This window comes from Streptomyces griseorubiginosus, from assembly GCF_036345115.1.
GTDB classification, from domain to species: Bacteria; Actinomycetota; Actinomycetes; order Streptomycetales; family Streptomycetaceae; genus Streptomyces; species Streptomyces griseorubiginosus_C.
In genome coordinates, this window is sequence record NZ_CP107766.1 from 3,025,053 (window position 1) to 3,045,023 (window position 19,971).

The 19,971-nt window shown below is 71.9% G+C and carries 16 protein-coding genes; 9 read left to right on the plus strand and 7 right to left on the minus strand.

Annotation, left to right across the window (positions count from 1 at the left end; genetic code table 11):
- Positions 1–4: 4 nt before the first annotated feature.
- From OHN19_RS13390 to OHN19_RS13400, 3 genes are all read right to left on the minus strand, one after another.
- Positions 5–1,228, minus strand: coding sequence for an MFS transporter (locus OHN19_RS13390; RefSeq protein ID WP_330264419.1), 1,224 nt, complete (start codon positions 1,226–1,228; stop codon positions 5–7).
- A 125-nt stretch (positions 1,229–1,353) separates the two neighbouring features.
- Positions 1,354–2,310, minus strand: a complete 957-nt coding sequence (gene meaB / locus OHN19_RS13395; protein ID WP_330264420.1) for a methylmalonyl Co-A mutase-associated GTPase MeaB — start codon at positions 2,308–2,310, stop codon at positions 1,354–1,356.
- A 54-nt stretch (positions 2,311–2,364) separates the two neighbouring features.
- Entirely contained in the window at positions 2,365–3,567 is a 1,203-nt protein-coding gene (locus OHN19_RS13400) for an acetyl-CoA C-acetyltransferase (protein WP_330264421.1), read from the minus strand.
- A 149-nt stretch (positions 3,568–3,716) separates the two neighbouring features.
- On the opposite strand from OHN19_RS13400, the gene mce reads away from it, so the two are divergent.
- The 7 genes from mce to OHN19_RS13435 all read left to right on the plus strand — a co-directional run bounded on the left by mce (position 3,717) and on the right by OHN19_RS13435 (position 13,707).
- Complete coding sequence (mce, locus tag OHN19_RS13405; RefSeq protein ID WP_020136539.1) at positions 3,717–4,157, plus strand: methylmalonyl-CoA epimerase; 441 nt, start codon at positions 3,717–3,719, stop codon at positions 4,155–4,157.
- A 232-nt stretch (positions 4,158–4,389) separates the two neighbouring features.
- Positions 4,390–8,268, plus strand: a complete 3,879-nt coding sequence (gene scy / locus OHN19_RS13410; protein ID WP_330264422.1) for a polarized growth protein Scy — start codon at positions 4,390–4,392, stop codon at positions 8,266–8,268.
- Between the two features lie 182 nt (positions 8,269–8,450).
- A complete protein-coding gene (locus tag OHN19_RS13415) occupies positions 8,451–9,386 on the plus strand; it encodes a cellulose-binding protein (RefSeq protein WP_280849270.1) in 936 nt (311 codons plus the stop codon).
- Positions 9,387–9,541: 155 nt separating this feature from the next.
- Positions 9,542–10,507 (plus strand): ABC transporter ATP-binding protein, encoded by a 966-nt coding sequence (locus OHN19_RS13420; protein WP_330264423.1) that lies wholly within the window; start codon positions 9,542–9,544, stop codon positions 10,505–10,507.
- 2 nt (positions 10,508–10,509) lie between these two features.
- A complete protein-coding gene (locus OHN19_RS13425) occupies positions 10,510–11,280 on the plus strand; it encodes an ABC transporter permease (RefSeq protein ID WP_185092992.1) in 771 nt (256 codons plus the stop codon).
- A 112-nt stretch (positions 11,281–11,392) separates the two neighbouring features.
- Positions 11,393–12,835, plus strand: a complete 1,443-nt coding sequence (locus OHN19_RS13430; RefSeq protein WP_330264424.1) for an ABC transporter ATP-binding protein — start codon at positions 11,393–11,395, stop codon at positions 12,833–12,835.
- Positions 12,832–13,707, plus strand: coding sequence for an ABC transporter permease subunit (locus OHN19_RS13435; RefSeq protein ID WP_330264425.1), 876 nt, complete (start codon positions 12,832–12,834; stop codon positions 13,705–13,707). Before OHN19_RS13430 ends, OHN19_RS13435 begins: the two co-directional genes overlap by 4 nt.
- Positions 13,708–13,711: 4 nt before the next feature.
- On the opposite strand, the gene OHN19_RS13440 is transcribed toward OHN19_RS13435, so the two are convergent.
- Positions 13,712–14,053 (minus strand): ATP/GTP-binding protein, encoded by a 342-nt coding sequence (locus OHN19_RS13440; protein ID WP_330264426.1) that lies wholly within the window; start codon positions 14,051–14,053, stop codon positions 13,712–13,714.
- 222 nt (positions 14,054–14,275) lie between these two features.
- Between OHN19_RS13440 and OHN19_RS13445 the strand changes: the two genes are divergently transcribed.
- Positions 14,276–15,304 carry an LLM class flavin-dependent oxidoreductase gene (locus tag OHN19_RS13445; protein WP_330264427.1) on the plus strand — a complete coding sequence of 343 codons (1,029 nt, stop codon included), beginning with the start codon at positions 14,276–14,278 and terminating at the stop codon, positions 15,302–15,304.
- An 83-nt stretch (positions 15,305–15,387) separates the two neighbouring features.
- Here the strand turns inward: OHN19_RS13445 and OHN19_RS13450 are convergent, their stop codons facing one another.
- Positions 15,388–15,780 carry an SCO5389 family protein gene (locus OHN19_RS13450; protein ID WP_123763098.1) on the minus strand — a complete coding sequence of 131 codons (393 nt, stop codon included), beginning with the start codon at positions 15,778–15,780 and terminating at the stop codon, positions 15,388–15,390.
- A 256-nt stretch (positions 15,781–16,036) separates the two neighbouring features.
- Between OHN19_RS13450 and nucS the strand changes: the two genes are divergently transcribed.
- Positions 16,037–16,708 (plus strand): endonuclease NucS, encoded by a 672-nt coding sequence (gene nucS, locus OHN19_RS13455; RefSeq protein WP_123763097.1) that lies wholly within the window; start codon positions 16,037–16,039, stop codon positions 16,706–16,708.
- A 103-nt stretch (positions 16,709–16,811) separates the two neighbouring features.
- Here the strand turns inward: nucS and OHN19_RS13460 are convergent, their stop codons facing one another.
- Positions 16,812–19,343 carry an ATP-binding protein gene (locus tag OHN19_RS13460; RefSeq protein ID WP_330264428.1) on the minus strand — a complete coding sequence of 844 codons (2,532 nt, stop codon included), beginning with the start codon at positions 19,341–19,343 and terminating at the stop codon, positions 16,812–16,814.
- Between the two features lie 248 nt (positions 19,344–19,591).
- On the minus strand, positions 19,592–19,915 hold the full coding sequence (locus OHN19_RS13465) for an STAS domain-containing protein (RefSeq protein ID WP_020136551.1): 324 nt from the start codon (positions 19,913–19,915) through the stop codon (positions 19,592–19,594).
- Between the last annotated feature and the right edge of the window lie 56 nt (positions 19,916–19,971).

The following is a 19,971-nucleotide window of genomic DNA, read 5'->3' on the forward strand; positions in this document are numbered from 1 at the left end:
GCAGTCACCCGACAGCCACCTCCCCACGAAGGGCGCCCCTCCCCCGGGCGCCCTTCGCCGTGACGAGCACCGCCGTCACCGCGACCACCCCGCCCGTCACCGCGAAACACACGGCCACCGGCGCCTGCCCGGCCGCGACGCCGGCCAGCGCCGTACCGCCCGTGCTCCCCGCGTTGACGGCCGTGTTGACCCACGCCCCGGCCTGAGTACGGGCCTCGGGGGCGACCTCTTCATCCGCGATGAGGTATGCGGTGGTCACAGCCGGCGACACGAAGAGCCCGACCCCCGCCATCACCAGCGCCAGGGTGCCGAAGCCTGGGGCGAGTCCGGCGCAGGCGAGGGCCAGGCCCAGACCGGCCGTCAGCAGGGCAAGCCGGGTCCGCGCGGCGGTGCGCCAGCCGACCACCCCGTTGAGCAGCCCGCCGACCGCGCTCCCGGCGGACAGCGCGGCCAGCACCCAGGCCACGCTCGCGCCGCCGAGGTGGTGCCGCTCGGCGAACACCACGACGAGCAGGTCGAGCACGCCCAGTGCGAGGCCGACGGCCGCGGCAGCGCCCATGGGTCGGGCGATCCGGCGCAGTACCCGCCGACCGCTCCTGTTCCGTCGTACGGAAGAAGGAGCTGCGGGAGGCACCGCCCGCACCGCCGGCGACCGCACGAACCCGGTCGTCCCCGCCACCATCAGCGCCGCGCCGACGGCGATCCCCGCGGTCGGCGCGGCGACCCCCACGAGGACGCCGACCAGCAGTGGTCCCGAGACGAAGAGCAGTTCCTCGGCGACCCCTTCGAGGCTGTACGCCCGCCGGAGCAGGGCCTTGTCGCCCTGGGCGAGGCGCGACCACACGGTCCGCATGGTCGGGCCGAGGGGCGGGACGCAGGCTCCCGCGAGGGCGGTGAGGGTGCCGAGCAGCACGGGAGGGGCGCCGGGGCGCCAGACGGCCGCCGTCAGCAGCCCCAGCAGCGCCGTGTACGCGGCCAGCAGGGGGACAAGCGCCCGGCGCGGCCCGTGACGGTCGATCAGGGCGGCCCGCGCGGGTGCCAGGAGGACGACGGTCGCACCGAACAGTGCCATCACGGCACCGGCGACCGCGTACGAGCCCGAGGCCCGGATCACCGCGAGCATCACGGACAGCGGGACGACGCCGTACGACAGCCTGCCGAGCAGGGCGGTGGCGAAGGTGCGGCGGGCGTGCGGAAGACGCAGCACGCGTGCGTAGGACGCGGACATGGGAGTTCCTCGCGGAGAGGCGGAAGAGGGGACACCGAGGAGCCGCGGGAGCCCAGTGCTCGGACCGCGGCTCGGTGTCCGCCTTACGCCAAGGAGAGGAACATGCCGGTGAACGTATCAGGGGCTCAGCCCTGTGTCAGGCCCTCCACCAGCTCGTCCGCCGCGCGGTACGGGTCCAGTTCGCCGGTGACGATCCGGTCCGCGAGGGTGTCCAGGCGGCGGTCGCCGCGGAGGTCGCCGATGCGTTCGCGCAGGGCGGTGACGGCGATCGCCTCGACCTCGTGGGCGGCGCGGGCGCGCCGGCGTTCGGCGAGGACGCCGTGCTCCTCCATCCACGCGCGGTGCTTCTCCAGGGCCTCCACGACCTCGTCGACGCCCTCCGCGCGCGCGGCGACCGTCTTGACGATCGGCGGGCGCCAGTCGCCGGGCTTGCGGGACTCGCCGAGGCCCAGCATGTGGTTGAGTTCGCGGGCGGTGGCGTCGGCGCCGTCGCGGTCGGCCTTGTTGACGACGTAGACGTCGCCGATCTCCAGGATTCCGGCCTTGGCGGCCTGGATGCCGTCGCCCATGCCCGGGGCCAGCAGGACGACCGAGGTGTCGGCCTGGGAGGCGATCTCCACCTCGGACTGGCCCACGCCCACCGTCTCGACCAGGATCACGTCGCAGCCGGCCGCGTCCAGGACGCGGATGGCCTGCGGGGCGGACCGGGCGAGGCCGCCGAGGTGGCCCCGGGTCGCCATGGAGCGGATGTAGACGCCGGGGTCGGAGGCGTGCTCCGACATGCGCACCCGGTCGCCGAGCAGGGCCCCGCCGGAGAACGGCGAGGACGGGTCGACGGCCAGGACGCCGACCCGCTTGTCCTGCTTGCGGTACGCGGTGACCAGCGCCGAGGTGGACGTCGACTTGCCGACGCCGGGCGAGCCGGTCAGGCCGACCACGTACGCGTTGCCGGTGAGCGGGGCCAGCGCCGCCATGACCTCCCTGAGCTGCGGGGACGCCCCCTCCACGAGGGAGATCAGCCGGGCCACGGCCCGCGGCCGGCCCTCCCTGGCCTGGGCCACCAGGGTGGAGACGTCCTGCATCACAGCTCCGTTCACGAAAGACGTACCGGTCCCCGAAGGAGACCCCGAGGGGACTCAGGCCTTGGGTACCCGCACGACCAGCGCGTCACCCTGACCGCCGCCACCGCACAGGGCGGCCGCGCCGACCCCGCCGCCGCGCCGCTTCAGCTCCAGGGCGAGGTGCAGGACGAGCCGGGCGCCGGACATGCCGATGGGGTGGCCGAGAGCGATCGCGCCACCGTTCACGTTCACCTTTTCGGTGGACACGCCGAGGTCCTTCATTGACTGGACGCCGACGGCCGCGAACGCCTCGTTGATCTCGATCAGGTCGAGGTCGGAGACCTCCAGGCCCTCCTTCTTGAGGGCGTGCAGGATCGCGTTGGACGGCTGGGACTGCAGGGAGTTGTCCGGGCCCGCCACATTGCCGTGGGCGCCGATCTCGGCGATCCACTCCAGGCCCAGCTCCTGTGCCTTGGCCTTGCTCATCACGACGACAGCCGCGGCGCCGTCCGAGATCTGCGAGGAGGTGCCGGCGGTGATGGTGCCGTCCTTGGTGAACGCCGGACGCAGCTTGCCGAGGGACTCGGCCGTGGTGTCGGCGCGGATGCCCTCGTCCTTGCTGAAGACGACCGGCTCGCCCTTGCGCTGCGGGATCTCGACCGGGGTGATCTCGGCCTCGAAGATGCCGTTCTTCTGCGCGGCGGCGGCCCGCTGGTGGGACAGGGCGGCGAACTCGTCCTGCTCGGGCCGCTGGATGCCGAGACGGGTGTTGTGCTTCTCCGTCGACTGGCCCATCGGGATGTTCTCCCACGGGTCGGTCAGGCCGTCGTAGGCCATCGCGTCGAGCATCTCGATCGCGCCGTACTTGAAGCCCTCGCGGGACTTGGGCAGCAGGTGGGGGGCGTTGGTCATGGACTCCTGGCCGCCCGCGACGATCACGTCGAACTCGCCGGCGCGGATCAGCTGGTCGGCCAGCGCGATCGCGTCGAGGCCCGAGAGGCACACCTTGTTGATGGTGAGCGCCGGGACGTTCATCGGGATGCCGGCCTTGACGGCGGCCTGGCGGGCCGGGATCTGGCCCGCGCCGGCCTGGAGGACCTGGCCCATGATGACGTACTGCACCTGGTCGCCACCGATCCCCGCACGGTCGAGGGCGGCCTTGATCGCGAAGCCGCCGAGGTCGGCTCCCGAGAAGGACTTCAGCGAGCCCAGCAGGCGTCCCATGGGCGTACGGGCGCCCGCGACGATCACCGAGGTCGTGCTGTTCGATCCAGACATGAGCTGCGATCCCCTTCCGGCTGCACTGCCGAGGAGTGTGAACGAGGGTTTACTTCGAATGTACTGAGTGGCACTCCGTGCCGTCACCCGGCCGTCGGTGTGATCGCGCGCACGTTGCGTAACCGTTTCGCGAGCGCTGCACTGACTACATGCTGACGCGAATCGACCACATCGGGATCGCCTGCTTCGACCTCGACAAGACCGTCGAGTTCTACCGGGCGACGTACGGCTTCGAGGTGTTCCACTCCGAGGTCAACGAGGAGCAGGGCGTGCGCGAGGCCATGCTCAAGATCAACGAGACCTCCGACGGGGGCGCCTCCTACCTGCAGCTTCTCGAGCCCACGCGCCCGGACTCCACCGTCGCCAAGTGGCTCGACAAGAACGGCGAGGGTGTCCACCACATCGCTTTCGGTACGGCGGACGTCGACGCCGAGGCCGCGGACATCAAGGACAAGGGCGTACGCGTTCTGTACGAGGAGCCGCGACGCGGCTCCATGGGGTCACGGATCACCTTCCTGCACCCGAAGGATTGCCATGGCGTACTGACAGAACTGGTCACTTCGGCGCCTGTTGAGTCACCTGAGCACTGACCCTCGTACATATGGGCCGGTAGGGTTGGGGGCGGTCGCCGCTCTTGTCAGGGCGACCGGGTCCTGCCCATGGCGGCAGAACCGCGCCGGGGTCCGGGTTTCGGGGGACGAGCAGCGGGCGGCAGCCCATGCTCCGCCGTTGATCTGACACCATTCCCCGGGGGCCCCGTTCGGCGGATGGACAGGGCTCGTTCGGAAAGACTTGCGACCAGGGGACGGATGGGACCGCGCAGTGCGGGGCTACGAACGCCAGGAGCGAGAGCCGGCGGCTGACGTCGACCACCTCTCTCGGTTCGAGGCCGAGATGGACCGGCTGAAGACCGAGCGGGAAAAGGCGATCCAGCACGCCGAGGACCTCGGCTACCAGGTCGAGGTGCTGCGCGCCAAGTTGCACGAGGCGCGGCGCACCCTCATGTCCCGGCCCGAATTCGGCGGCGGTGACATCGGCTACCAGGCCGAGCAGTTGCTGCGCAACGCGCAGATCCAGGCCGACCAGTTGCGCCAGGACGCCGAGCGCGAGCTGAGCCAGGTCCGGGCCCAGACCCAGCGCATCCTCCAGGAGCACGCCGAGCAGGCCGCGCGCCTCCAGGCGGAGCTGCACCAGGAGGCGGTCACCCGCCGCCAGCAGCTCGACCAGGAGCTGGCGGAGCGCCGGCAGACCGTCGAGTCGCACGTCAACGAGAACGTGGCGTGGGCCGAGCAGCTGCGCGCCCGCAGCGAGTCCCAGGCCCGCCGGCTCCTGGAGGAGTCCCGCGCGGAGGCCGAGCAGGCCATGGCGGCCGCCCGCGCCGAGGCCGAGCGGGTCACCACCGAGGCCCGGCAGCGGTTGCAGAGCGAGGCCGAGGCGGCCCGCGCGGAGGCCGAGCAGCTGCTGCGGCGGGCCCGCGCGGACGCCGAGCGGCTCCTGGAGACCGCCTCCACCCAGGCCCAGGAGGCCACCGACCACGCCGAGCAGCTGCGCACCTCGACGGCGACCGAGTCGGACTCCGCCCGCCGCCAGGCCACCGAGCTGAGCCGGGCCGCCGAACAGCGGATGGCGGAGGCCGAGGAGGCGCTGCGCAAGGCGCAGGCCGAGGCCGAGAAGGTGCTCAGCGAGGCGAAGTCGGCCGCCGAGAAGGCGCTCGCGAGCGCGGAGTCGGCCAACGAGCAGCGCACCCGTACGGCCAAGGAGCAGGTCGCCCGGCTGGTCACCGAGGCCAGTGAGGAGGCCGAGGCCACCAAGGCGGCCGCCGAGCAGATCGTCGCCGACGCCCGCGCCGAGGCCGAGAAGATCGTCACCGAGGCCGCCGAGAAGGCCCGTACGCTCACCGCCGAGGAGAGCGCGACCCAGCTGTCGAAGGCGGCCAAGACCGCCGAGGACGTCCTCAACAAGGCGCAGGAGGACGCGCAGCGGACCACCAAGGCCGCCGCCGAGGAGGCCGAGCGGATCCGTCGGGAGGCGGAGACCGAGGCGGACCGGCTGCGCGCCGAGGCGCACGACATCGCCGAGCAGCTCAAGGGCTCCGCGAAGGACGACACCAAGGAGTACCGGGCCAAGACGGTCGAGCTCCAGGAGGAGGCCCGCCGGCTGCGCGGCGAGGCCGAGCAGCTGCGCGCGGACGCGGTCGCCGAGGGCGAGAAGATCCGCGCGGAGGCCCGCAAGGAGGCCGTCCAGCAGATCGAGGAGGCCGCCAAGACCGCCGAGGAGCTGCTCTCCAAGGCCAAGGCGGACGCCGACGAGCTGCGCCAGAGCGCGACCGCGGACAGCGAGAAGGTCCGCACCGAGGCCATCGAGCGCGCCACCACGCTGCGCCGGCAGGCCGAGGAGACCCTGGAGCGCACCCGCAACGAGGCCGAGCGGCAGCGCGCCGAGGCCGTCGAACTGGCCGAGGAGATCACGGCCGCCGCCGAGCGGACCGCGAGCGAGCTGCGCGAGGAGACCGAGCGGGCCATAGAGGCACGCCGTGCCGAGGCCGCTGAGGAACTGACCCGGCTGCACACCGAGGCCGAGGAGCGCCTCGCCGCCGCCGAGCAGGCGCTCACCGAGGCCCGTGAGGAGGCCTCCCGGATCCGCCGCGAGGCCGCCGAGGAGACCGACCGGCTGCGCTCCGAGGCCGCCGAGCGCATCCGTACCCTCCAGCAGCAGGCCGAGGCCGAGGCCGACCGGGTGCGCACCGAGGCCGCGTCCGACGCGTCCGCCTCCCGCGCCGAGGGCGAGGCCGTCGCCGTACGGCTGCGTTCCGAGGCCGCCGCGGAGGCGGAGCGGCTCAAGACCGAGGCGCAGGACACCGCGGACCGGGTCCGGGCGGAGGCGCGGGCCGCCGCCGAGCGGCTCGCCACCGAGGCGTCCGAGACGCTGGCCGCCGCCCAGGAGGAGGCCGACCGGCGCCGCCGCGAGGCCGAGGAGTACCTCGGCTCGGCCCGCCAGGAGGCCGACCAGGAGCGCGAGCGGGCCCGCGAGCAGAGCGAGGAGCTCCTCGCCTCCGCGCGCAACCGCGTCGAGGAGGCCCAGGCCGAGGCCGTACGGCTGGTCGAGGAGGCGGACCGGCGGGCCGGCGAGATGGTGTCGGCCGCCGAGCAGCACGCCCAGCAGGTCCGCGACTCGGTCGCCGGGCTGCACGAGCAGGCGCAGGAGGAGATCACCGGGCTGCGCTCCGCCGCCGAGCACGCGGCCGACCGCACCCGGCGCGAGGCGCAGGAGGAGGCCGACCGGGTCCGCTCGGACGCCTACTCCGAGCGGGAGCGGGCCAGTGAGGACGCGGCCCGGATCCGGCGCGAGGCGGCCGAGGAGACGGACGCCGCCAAGTCCCTTGCCGAGCGCACCGTCTCGGAGGCGATCGCGGAGGCGGAGCGGCTGCGGTCGGACGCCTCCGAGCACGCCCAGCGGGTGCGCACCGAGGCCTCCGACACCATCGCCCAGGCCGACCAGGACGCCGCCCGCACCCGGGCGGACGCCCGCGAGGACGCCAACCGCATCCGCTCGGACGCGGCGACGCAGGCCGACGCCCTCATCAACGAGGCGCGCAGCGAGGCGGAGCGGCTCACCGAGGAGACCCTCACCGACACCGACCGGCTGCGCACGGAGACGGTCGCGGAGGCGGAGCGGGTACGGGTCGAGGCGCTCGCCCAGGCCGAGCAGTTGATCGGGGAGGCGACCGGGGACGCGGAGCGGCTGCGCGCCGAGGCCGCGGACACCGTCGGGCAGGCCCAGCAGCACGCGGAGCGGATCCGCAGCGAGGCCGAGCGGGTCCGGGCGGAGGCGGCGGCCGCCGCCGAGGAACTCGTCAACTCCGCGCGCGAGGAGGCCGACCGGACCCTCGACGAGGTCCGCAAGGAGGCCAACAAGCGCCGCCAGGACGTGGCCGAGCAGGTCGACACGCTCATCACGGAGACCACCGCCGAGGCGGACAAGCTACTCACCGAGGCGCAGCAGCAGGCCCTCAAGACCACCGCCGAGGCGGAGGCGCAGGCCGACACCATGGTGGGCGCGGCCCGCAAGGAGGCCGACCGGCTGGTGTCGGAGGCCACGGTCGAGGGCAACGCGCGCGTGGAGAAGGCCCGTACGGACGCGGACGAGCTGCTCGTCGGTGCCCGCCGGGACGCGACCGCCATAAGGGAGCGCGCGGAGGAGCTGCGGGACCGGATCACCGGTGAGATCGAGGCGCTGCACGAGCGGGCCCGCCGGGAGGCCGCGGAGACGATGAAGTCGACCGGCGACCGCTGCGACGCGCTCATCAAGGCGGCGGAGGAGCAGCTCGCCAAGGCGCAGGCGAAGGCCAAGGAGCTGGTCTCGGAGGCCAATTCGGAGGCCGGCAAGGTGCGCATCGCCGCGGTCAAGAAGGCCGAGGGGCTCCTCAAGGAGGCCGAGCAGAAGAAGGCCACGCTGGTCCGGGAGGCCGAGGAGCTCAAGGCCGAGGCGATCCGCGAGGCCAGGCGCACGGTCGAGGAGGGCAAGCGCGAGCTCGAGGTCCTCGTCCGCCGCCGTGAGGACATCAATACCGAGATCTCCCGTGTCCAGGACGTCCTGGAGGCGTTGGAATCCTTCGAGGCCCCGGCGGGGGGCAAGGACGGTGGCGTCAAGGCGGGCGCGGCGGTCGGCGCCCCTCGTTCGGGTAAGCCGTCGGACAGCTGACCGGCGGGTTGGATCCGGCGTCTTCTGGGGCCTTTGACCAAGTTTTTGGCAAGCCGTCCCGGGGTTAGCCACTCAAAAGGGGTGTCATTCTCCAGATCAAACACGTATCCGCTCGATGACACACCGCTTCGGCCCCTAGGATTCCCCCTATCACCTCACCGGTCTCATTTGACAGGAACCCCATGAGCGACACTTCCCCCTACGGCTTCGAGCTTGTGCGGCGTGGGTACGACCGCGCTCAGGTGGACGAACGGATCTCCAAGCTCGTCTCCGACCGTGACAGCGCTCTCTCCCGCATCACCGCCCTGGAAAAGCGCATCGAGGAGCTCCACCTCGAGACGCAGAACGCCCAGGCCCAGGTGTCCGACGCCGAGCCGTCGTACGCCGGTCTCGGCGCGCGTGTCGAGAAGATCCTCCGCCTCGCCGAGGAGGAGGCCAAGGATCTGCGCGAGGAGGCCCGTCGCGCGGCCGAGCAGCACCGCGAGCTCGCCGAGTCGGCGGCCCAGCAGGTCCGCAACGACGCAGAATCGTTCGCTGCGGAGCGCAAGGCCAAGGCCGAGGACGAGGGCGTCCGGATCGTCGAGAAGGCCAAGAGCGACGCGTCTCAGCTGCGTTCCGAGGCTCAGAAGGACGCGCAGTCCAAGCGTGAGGAGGCGGACGCCCTCTTCGAGGAGACCCGCGCCAAGGCCGCGCAGGCCGCCGCCGACTTCGAGACGAACCTCGCCAAGCGCCGGGAGCAGTCCGAGCGCGACCTGGCGTCCCGTCAGCAGAAGGCGGAGAAGCGTCTCGCGGAGATCGAGCACCGCGCGGAGCAGCTGCGCCTGGAGGCCGAGAAGCTGCGCACCGACGCCGAGCGCCGCGCCCGCCAGACGGTGGAGACCGCGCAGCGCCAGGCCGAGGACATCGTGGCCGACGCCAACGCCAAGGCCGACCGGATCCGTTCGGAATCCGAGCGTGAGCTCGCGGCTCTGACGAACCGTCGCGACTCGATCAACGCCCAGCTGACGAACGTCCGCGAGATGCTCGCCACGCTGACCGGTGCCGCGGTGGCCGCCGCCGGTTCCCCGGCCGACGACGAGCCGATCTCCCGTGGGGTTCCGGCCCAGCAGTCCCGGTAACACCGCCTGACGGCAGCAGGGGCCCGTACCGTCTCCCCCGGAGGTACGGGCCTCTGGCGTGCCCGGGGCCCGTTGCCGGATTCTTACCGCTTCCGTCGGTCTCCGTTTGCCCATAGGAGTGGCATCCGCCGAGGCGCGCCCCTAGCGTGGTCGGCATGATCGAGCTAGCGGGGCTGACCAAGCGGTACGGCGAGAAGGTGGCGGTGAACAACCTCACCTTCACCGTCAGACCGGGCATCGTCACGGGCTTCCTCGGTCCCAACGGGGCGGGCAAGTCGACCACCATGCGCATGATGTTGGGCCTGGACCGGCCCACCGCCGGTGACGTCCGGATCGACGGCAAGCACTACGACCAGCTCAAGGACCCGTTGACGTACATCGGCGCCCTGCTGGACGCCAAGGCCATGCACGGCGGGCGCAGCGCCTACAACCACCTGCTGTGCCTCGCGCAGAGCAACGGCATCCCGGCCAAGCGGGTCCACGAGGTGCTGGACACGGTCGGTCTGACGGCGGTGGCGAAGAAGAAGGCCAAGGGGTTCTCGCTCGGCATGGGCCAGCGGCTCGGTATCGCGGGCGCGCTGCTCGGGGACCCGCGGATCCTGATGTTCGACGAGCCGGTCAACGGGCTCGACCCCGAGGGCATCCACTGGATCCGCAATCTGATGAAGTCGCTGGCCGCGCAGGGCCGGACGGTGTTCGTGTCGAGTCACCTGATGAGCGAGATGGCGCTGACCGCCGACCACCTCGTGGTGATCGGTCAGGGCCGGCTCCTCGCCGACACCTCCATGGCCGACTTCATCGCGCAGAACTCGCGGTCGTACGTCCGGATCCGCACCCCGCAGCGCGAGCGGCTGCTCGACGTGCTGCACGCGGCCGGGGTCACCGTGGTGGAGAGCGGCAACGGCACGCTGGAGGTGGACGGCAGCAAGTCCGAGTACATCGGCGAGCTGGCCGCCCAGCACCAGATCACGCTGCACGAGCTCAGCCCCCAACAGGCCTCTCTGGAGGAGGCGTTCATGCAGCTGACCGCGGAGTCGGTCGAGTACCACGCGCACGACGGCACTCCCGCCGCCGCACCGCCCGCACAGCAGCCCTGGGGCGCCGACTGGAAGGGGAAGTGACCATGGCGGCGACCCAGGTCATCCGCTCCGAGTGGACCAAGATCCGGTCGGTGGCGTCCACGGTGTGGACGCTGTCCCTCGCCGTGGTCGTCACCATCGGGCTCGGCATCCTGATCTCGGCCCTGTCGAAGAACGAGTTCGACAACATGAGCCGCAAGGACCAGCTCTCCTTCGACCCCACCTTCATCAGCTTCGCCGGGATGAGCCTCGGTCAGCTCGCGATGATCGTGTTCGGGGTGCTCGTCGTGTCGAACGAGTACAGCACCGGCATGATCCGCACCTCGCTGGCCGCGGTACCGCAGCGCGGCACCTTCCTGGCCGGCAAGATCGCGGTGGCGACCGCGCTCTGCCTCGTCGTGGGTCTCGTCACCAGCTTCGTCACCTTCTTCCTCGGGCAGGCGATGCTCGGCTCGCACAAGGCGGAGATCGGTGACACCGGGGTGTTGCGCGCGGTCATCGGCGGCGGCCTCTACATGACCCTGATCGCAATGTTCTCGATGGGCGTCGCCGCGATGCTGCGCTCCCCGATGCTGTCGCTGGGCATCCTGATGCCGTTCTTCTTCCTGATCTCCAACATTCTCGGCAATGTCTCGGCGACGAAGAAGATCGGCCGGTTCCTGCCCGACCAGGCCGGCAGCAAGATCATGCAGGTGGTCACCCCGATCGACGACGACACCCCCTACGGCCCGTGGGGCGGGCTCGGGATCATGGCGCTGTGGGTGGCGGCCGCCCTGATCGGGGCGTATGTCCTGTTGAAGAAGCGGGACGCGTGACGCCAGGAGCCTTTGCTTTCATTTGAGCGGAACCGTCAGCGCCCGGATAAGCTCCTAACCCTTACGGGGGGCGTGCGCCCCGCTGTCCTGAACCTTGCGATGGGTGCGGAGCATGATCGAGGCAGTCGGCCTGACCAAGCGCTACGGCGACAAGACCGCTGTGTACAACCTTTCCTTCCAGGTGCGTCCCGGTGCCGTCACCGGCTTCCTGGGCCCCAACGGCTCGGGCAAGTCGACGACCATGCGGATGATCCTGGGACTGGACAACCCCACGTCCGGTCAGGTGACGATCGGCGGCTACCCGTACCGCAGGCTGCCCAACGCGGCCCGGCAGGTCGGTGCGCTGCTCGACGCGAAGGCCGTGCACGGCGGACGGGCGGCCCGTAACCATCTGCTGTGCCTGGCCCAGCTGTCCGGGATCCCGGCCCGCCGGGTGGACGAGGTGCTGGGTGTGGTCGGTCTCCAGGACGTGGCCAGGAAGCGCTCCAAGGGTTTCTCGCTCGGCATGGGGCAGCGGCTCGGGATCGCGGCCGCGCTGCTCGGCGATCCGCAGGTGCTGCTCTTCGACGAGCCGGTCAACGGGCTCGACCCCGAGGGCATCCTGTGGGTGCGCAACCTGATGAAGGCGCTGGCGGCGGAGGGCCGTACGGTCTTCGTCTCCTCCCATCTGATGAGCGAGATGGCGCTGACCGCCGACCACCTCATCGTGATCGGGCGCGGGCAGCTGCTCGCCGACATGAGCGTGCAGGACTTCATCGCCGCGAACTCCGCGGGCTTCGCGCGGGTGCGCACGCCGGACAGCGAGCCGCAGCTGCGGGAGAAGCTGTCGGCGGCGATCACCGAGGCGGGCGGGCACGTGCTGCCGGAGCAGGACGGGGCGCTGCGGGTGACGGGGCTGGCGCTCCCCCGCATCAGCGACATCGCGCACGAGTCGGACGTACGACTGTGGGAGCTGTCGCCGCACCAGGCCTCGCTGGAGGAGGCGTACATGCGGATGACGCAGGGCGCGGTGGACTACCGCTCCACGATCGACCAGAAGGCGGGCCTCATGCAGCCCCTCCCGCCGGGCGCCCAGCCGCCGATGCCGGTCCCCGGCCAGGGCCAGCCGGGCTGGTACGCCCCGCCGCCGCCCCAGCAGGGCGGTCAGCCGTTCGGGGGCCCGCAGGCCCAGCCGACACCCTACGGCGGCCCCGGCACCCCCAACCCGTACGCCCAGCCGGCCCCCGCGGCACCCCAGCCCCCGGCCGCCGTACCGACACCGCAGACGGCTCCTTCGGCGAGCCACCCGCAGGCTCCGGCCCCGCAGGCGGCCCCGCCCGCGCCCGCCGGTGCTGTCTCCGCCCCCGGTGGCCCTGCGCAGCCCGCCGCCGCGCAGCCCGCCCCTCCGGTGGGCCACCCGCAGGGCCAGGCTCCGGCCACGGCGCCCCAGCAGGCCCCGCAGGCGCCCGCCCCCGCTGTCCCGGCCGCCGCCGCGCAGACCGCCCCCTCCGCCCCGCAGGGTTCCGCTCCTGCCCCGCAGGGACCCGCCCCGACCGAGCCCAAGGACGCCCGATGAGTACCCCGCAGCCTTCGATGCCGCAGGCCCAGCCCGCCGTGCCGAACTGGCAGGCCGCGGGTGGACCGGCGTACACCGGCTACACCTCGCCGATCCCCGTCGTACGGACGCACCTCGGGCACGCGATCGCCTCCGAGTGGACGAAGATCCGTTCCGTGCGGTCGACGATCTGGACGCTGGGCGTGTTCGTCGTGCTCAACGTCGGGATCGGCCTCGCGGTCGCCGCGCTGCTCGCCGCCAACTCGTCCCAGGAGAGCCTGCGGGACGAGAACCCGCTGTCGTTCGGCTTCTTCGGGCTCCTGCTGGCCAACATGTGCATCATCACGCTCGGCGTGCTGACCACGGCCTCGGAGTACGGCACCGGCATGATCCGCACGACGATGGTCGCCTGCCCCTCCCGCGGCCGCGTCCTCGCGGCGAAGTCGATCGTGTTCTTCGCGGTCGCCTTCGTGACCACCCTGGCCTCGGTCGTGGTCGTCGCCCTGATCGACGTGGCGCTGCTGGACACCCGCACCCCCACCGGGCAGGAGTGGCTGAAGGGCAGCCTCGGCATCTCCCTCTACATCGCGCTGCTCGGCCTGCTCTCGCTGATCATCGGCTCGATCATCCGGCACTCGGCGGGCGCGATCACCATCATGATCGGTCTGGTGCTGGCTCCGCTGGTGATCGCGCTGTTCATGCTCGCGCAGTCCCTGGAGGGCGTGCGCCAGGCGCTGTTCGAGTACTCCATCCCGAACCAGCTCAGCGTCTTCTACTCCAACTCCCTCACCGATTCCGGCCCTTCGGGCTGGGACCCGCTGTGGATCATCGTGGGCGTGACGGCCGTCGCGTTCGCCGGCGCCTACGCCCTGCTGGAGAAGCGGGACGTGTAGACCCTCAGAACTTCGGCACGTTACGGGACCGCTGCACCCGCGTGGTGCGGCGGTCCCGCGCGTTCCAGCAGGCCTTGTGCCAGTGTCTGCGCTCGTCGACGCCCGAGTGGTCCGGCCAGGCCACCACGTGCGGGACACCGTCCGGGATCATCTGGTCGCAGCCCGGGCAGCGGTACGTCTTGCCCTGGGCGCTCGCTCCCGCCACATGCCGGACGTTCCAGTCCTCGCCCTGCCAGTGCGTGGAGGACTGGAAGCCGCCGTAGCGGCCGGACCGGTCGTCCTCGGCGCCACGGCCGGACGGGTCCGACGAACCGGAACCCCTGGGTCGGTTGCGACGCGGGGACACAGGACACCTCACGGGGCTATACAGGAAGCAGGAACCGCGTCCAGCCTACGCGGCGCGCGACGGGGTACGCGTAGGGCACCAACCCCCACAAGTCCCCCTCGGGGGCACCCATTCTGCAGACAATCGGCAAATCTCTCCGCCAGGCCGTGTCCTCGGCACGTGTCAGACGGTTATGCCGGGTGGGGGAGCTCCGTGTCGGAGCCAAGGAAGCAGGAAAAGCACATGCACGTAGGAACATTCGTGTTGGCGGCCCAGTTCCCGGGGCAGGGCCAGGGGGAGGCGCTGCACCGCGCGGTCCGCTCGGCCGAGCTCGCGGAGGAGGCCGGACTCGACGCGGTCTGGCTGGCGGAGCACCACTTCGTGCCGTACGGCACCTGCCCGTCCGCGATCACCCTGGCCGCGTTGCTGCTGGGCCGCACCCGCCGTATCCGCGTCGGCACCGCGGTGAGCGTGCTGCCCACGGTCCATCCGGTGGCCCTGGGCGAGCAGGCCGCGCTGCTGCACATGACGAGCGGCGGGCGCTTCTCGCTGGGCGTCGGGCGCGGTGGGCCCTGGGTCGATCTGGAGGTGTTCGGCTCGGGTCTCGAGGCGTACGAGAAGGGGTTCCCGGAATCACTCGATCTGCTGGTGCGCTGGCTGCGCGAACCTGCCGTGGGTGCGGACGGCGAGCGCTTCCGGTTCCGCGAAGTGCCCGTCGTGCCGCGGCCGTCGGAGTCGCTCACGGAAGCGGACGGCCCCGAGGTGATCGTCGCCTGCACCTCCCCGGCGAGTGTCCGGCTGGCCGCCGAGCGCGGGCTGCCGATGCTGCTCGGGATGCATGTCGGGGACGAGGAGAAGGCGGAGATGGTCGCCCTGTGGCGCAGGCAGGCGCGCGCGGCCGGACACGCGCCGCAGAAGGTCCTGGACGCGCCCCATGTCTCGGCCGGTGTCTGCCAGATCGCGGACCGGCGTACGGACGCGGTGGAGGCGCTGGTGAAGGCGATGCCGGGCTGGCTCAGGCAGGGGCTCGGCGCCCATGTCACGGTCGACGGCCGCGCACGGCAGATGCGCGATCCGGTGGCCTACACCGAACTGCTCTGCGGACTGCACCCGGTGGGCACCCCGCGGCTGTGCGCCGACCGTCTCGCGGCGACCAGCGAGCGGACCGGAATCTCCCGCTTCGCCCTGCTCGTCGAGGGCTCGGGAGACCTTGCGGCCACGGAGGAGAACGTACGACGGCTCGGTGCGGAAGTACTGCCGCACCTGACCTGAAAGGACAACCCTGTCCGGCGGGAGCTTGCCGCCCCGGTACTGATGCACCTCCCGCGTACGGAGCGGCAAGCAGGCGCTTGACGTCAGCAGTCCCGGAACTCCGGGGACTGGTTCAGCAGCTGGCTGCGCACCGAGGTGAAGCGGCTCAGCGTCTCGTCGACAGAGGAGTCCAACGGGAACACCGCCACCCGGTGGCAGTTCTGGAATGCCAGCCGCACACCGAAGTGCCGCTGCAGCGCGCCGCGTATCGCGTCACTCGCAAGCGCACGCAGCAGCTGACCGCGTGCCTGCTCGTCCGGCGGGGGCGTCTGGTTGTCGGCGAAGTTGCCGCCGTCCACCTTCAGCTGGGCCACCAGGGAGCTGATCATCTCCCATGCGTAGGGCAGGGAGGTCCGGACGCAGTCGACGAATTCGGCTTCGTCGACCTCGCCTCGCTCGGCCTTCTCGAGTAGGGCCGGTGAGACGTCGAGCGACATGGGTTCTCCTCTCGCACCCCTGATTCCTCAGGGGTTGCCGGACAGATAAAGGGAGTTCGCGCTGCCGGACACTCTCAGTACATGCCTCGCGACCTCCCGTTTACTACGGTAGGCAACGGCCGGTGGCGGCACCAGGAGAATGCGAACAAAGGGCACTCCCAACAGGCCCACAATCGGCCACAAGTGAACAGGGTTTCTCCACAGCCTTACGGGCCGAATCGCGTGGACATGCGCCCGTCGAGTAGCGTTGCCGACCATGCGTCTCGTCATTGCCCGGTGTTCCGTCGACTACGCGGGCCGGCTCACCGCCCACCTGCCCTCGGCCCCCCGTCTGATCCTGGTGAAGGCCGACGGCAGCGTCTCCATCCACGCAGATGACCGCGCCTACAAGCCTCTGAACTGGATGTCGCCGCCCTGCACGCTGAAGGAGGGAACCGGCGACGAGGAGGGCGTCTGGACCGTCATCAACAAGGCGGGCGAGAAGCTCATCATCACGATGGAGGAGGTCCTCCACGACTCCTCGCACGAACTCGGCGTCGATCCGGGCCTGATCAAGGACGGCGTGGAAGCACACCTTCAGGAACTGCTCGCCGACCGCATCGAAACGCTCGGCGACGGCTACACCCTGATCCGCCGCGAGTACATGACGGCCATCGGCCCGGTCGACATCCTGTGCCGGGACGCCGAGGGACAGACCGTCGCGGTGGAGATCAAGCGGCGCGGCGAGATCGACGGCGTCGAGCAACTCACCCGCTACCTCGAGCTGTTGAACCGCGACCCGCATCTCGCGCCGGTCCGCGGCATCTTCGCCGCCCAGGAGATCAAGCCCCAGGCCCGCGTCCTCGCCACCGACCGCGGCATCGGCTGCCACGTCATGGACTACGACGCGCTGCGCGGCATCGAGGACGACAAGCTGCGGCTGTTCTGACAGCGCGTCTTCATCTACGGCGGTTTCTTCTACGACGGTTTCTGCTACGACGACGAGGGCCGGGTCCGTCCGTCACGGACCCGGCCCTCTTGTACGCGTGTTCCTAGATGACCGACCCGCTGGGCGAGCTCACGGTGCTGCTCTCGGGGGCGGCGGCCGAACTGCTCGTCTCCACCGGGGCGGTGGAGGCGGGACCACTGGCCGAGGTGGAGTTGCTCGGGGTGGTGTCGGTCGGGGTCGGGGTGGGCGTTGTCGTCGGCGTGCTGGTCGGGCCGGACGGCGTCGTCGACGGTGTACCGGAGCTGGGCGTACCGGTGGGCGAGGTCGGCCTGCCCGACGGGCTGGACGGCCTCGGTGACGTGGGCCGCGTCGAACTGGGCGTGCTCCCCGGCTTCGTCCCGCTCGGCTTGTCCGAAGGCGTCGCCCCACCCGTCGGCGTCGGATCGTCCGAAGTCCCGTACGTGCCGTCAGGACCCGGATCCGTCGGCCGGGACGTCGCCGTACCGGTGTCGCCCTTGCCGTCGTCGTTCTTCGGGACGTCCGCGCCGAGGTTGCCGTCGTCGATGCCGACGCTGGCCGACGGGTTGACGCCGACCTGGTTGGACGGGGCGTTCGGGTCGTTGTCGGAGGTGGCGCCCAGGGTCACGACCGTGCCGAGGACGGCGACCAGCAGCGCGCCCGCGCCGGCCGCGACGAGGTTGCGCTTGGCGAGGCCCTTGAGACCGCCCCGGGCCTTGCGCGAGGGCGCCGGCGTGCCGGGGGTGCGGTGGACGACGATCGTCTGGGAGTCGGCGGGCGGCTGGAGCTGCGGGAAGGCCGCGGGCACTCCCCCGGGCGGTGAGGCCGACTCGTCGTGGCGCGCGTCGGGCACCTCCTCGCCCGCCATCGCGCCGAGACCCACCAGGCCGGGCGCGGGTGTGGTCCCGTCCCGGTCGGAGACCAGGGCGAGGGCGCGCCGGCCCGCGACGGTGCCGCGCTTGTCGGCGAGGGCGCCGCGCAGGCCGATGGAGGCCTCCAGTTCGGCGCGGGCCCGGTCGAGCTGTCCGCCGCACAGCGCGAGGATGCCGAGTTCGTGGTGGAAATAGGCCTGTTCGGACACCTCACCGGCGAGCCGGGAGGCCTCCGCGCCGGAGCGCAGGGCCCGCTCCCAGGCACCCCAGTGACCGCCGGCGGCGAACGCGGGCGCCGCGGTGCGGGCCAGCTGCACGGTGGTCGTCTCCTCGCCCTCGAGGGGCGCGGTGGTCGCCGGGACCAGGACGGTGAGGGCGGCGAGCAGGGCGTCCGCCTCGGCGCAGACCCGCTCCGGGGTGACCGAGGGATGGCCGGCCCACCAGGCGTAGTGCTGGGCGGCGGTGCGGGCGCGGTCCTCGATGTCGTCGCCGTATCCGGCGGCCTCCAGCTGGGTGAGGACCCCGGCGGCGAGCCGGTAGCGGGAGCCGACCGGGGAGACCAGGCCGGAGTCGGCGAGCTCGCCGAGGGCGGCGTCCGCGTGGGTGTCGCCGACCAGGGCGGGCAGGTGGGCCTGGTGGGGCACCTCGCCGCCGAGGGCGACGGCGAACCGCAGGGTGGTGCGCGCGGACTCGCTGAGCCGGGAGGCGAGCAGCGGGGCGGGCGCGGCGGCGTCGCCCAGCGCGGGCAGCGGGATGTCCTCGTCGCCCTCGGAGGTCAGCGGGGTGTCGAGCACGGCCATGTCCGCGAAGACGCCGAACTCGTCGACGGCTCCGGCGCCGGCCCGCTGCCGGTCGCGCTGCCGCAGCAGGGCGCCGGCCTGGACGAAGCGCAGCGGCAGGCCCTCGGACTCGAACCAGAGGTCGCCCGCCCAGTTCGACTCCTCCTCCGTCAGCACCCGGCCGACGCAACGCTCCAGCAGCTCCACGCCGTCCGCGCGCTCGAGGCCGCTGAGGACGACCTCCTCGACGGCGGAGTCGGCGGAGGGCGCGGGCACGTCGGGCGTGGCGCCGATCACGAAGGCGCACTCGGGCGTGGCGTCGAGGAGTTCGTCGAGCGCGGCTCCGCCGAACTCGATGTCGTCGAGGACGACGACCGCGCCGATCTCGCGGACGCAGGAGAGCAGCTCGTCCTGGTCGGGGCGGTGCAGGGGCGAGTCGTAGACGGCGTAGTAGAGGTCGTACAGCAGCTCGCCGGCCGTGCGGTGGAAGCCGGTGAGGCGGATCACGCCGTCGGGGGCGAGGTCCGAGCAGTCCTCGGCGACGACGTCGAGGAGGCTGGTGCGGCCGGAGCCGGCGGGGCCGGTCAGCCGGACCGAGCGGCCGCGGGCGAGCAGCCGGACGAGTTGTTCGCGCTCGTCCTGGCGGGCCGGCAGCGGCAGTGTGGTGCGGGTGGGTCCCGGTGGGACGGGCGGGCGGGCCGCGCGGTCCACCTCGGCGCGTTCGGCGGCGCCGAACTTCTCGGGCCGACCGGGACGCTCGCCGGGCGGGCAGGCTTCTATCTCGCTGCCGTCGACGGGGTTGACGGTGAGCAGGAAGTCACCGGCGACGAGCTGCACGGTGCGGGCGAGCGCCGGTGAGTGCTGGCCGAAGTCGGGTGTGAGGGAGTCCCTGGGAGGCCGCTGACGCGGCGAACCGCCGTCACCGTCATGGCCGTACTCCTCGGGTCCCCGGTTGTTCGGGTCCATAGGTTCAAGCCCCCCAAAAGCGTCTCGTGTGCCGTCAGTGGCCCCTCCCGGCCGGCAGCACACAGCGCTGTCGCTTCTGGTCCGGGCCCGCTGGAAGGGATGCAGGCAGCGGGCGACCGAACCCTAAACCTTCGCACAGTATCTACGACAGCCCGGGGTACCGCGCCGTCCGAGACGTCACAGTCTCGTGAGGATTGGGCGGGAGATGCGTTTCGCCACGCGTGCCAGGCGTTTCGCCACGGGACCGGTCAGACCCGGGGCAGCGACTCCACGCCGATGCCGCCCTCGATGGCCAGGATCCGGTGCAGTCGGGTGGCGACCAGGAGGCGCTGCATCTGCGGCGGTACGTCGCGCAGCACCAGGCGGCGGCCGCAGCGGCCGGCCCTGCGGTGCGCCCCCATGATCACCCCGAGGCCGGTGGCGTCCCAGGAATCCAGCTCGGACAGGTCGAGCACCAGGTCGCCGGCTCCGTCGTCGACGGCCGAGTGCAGGACCGTACGGGCGTCCGCCGCGCTGCGGACGTCGAGGCGGCCCCCGACGACCAGCTCGGCGTGGTCGCCCCTGATGTACATATGCGCTCCCCGTGAGTGCGTGTAGTACTCCACGAATGTGATGTCCAGTGATGACA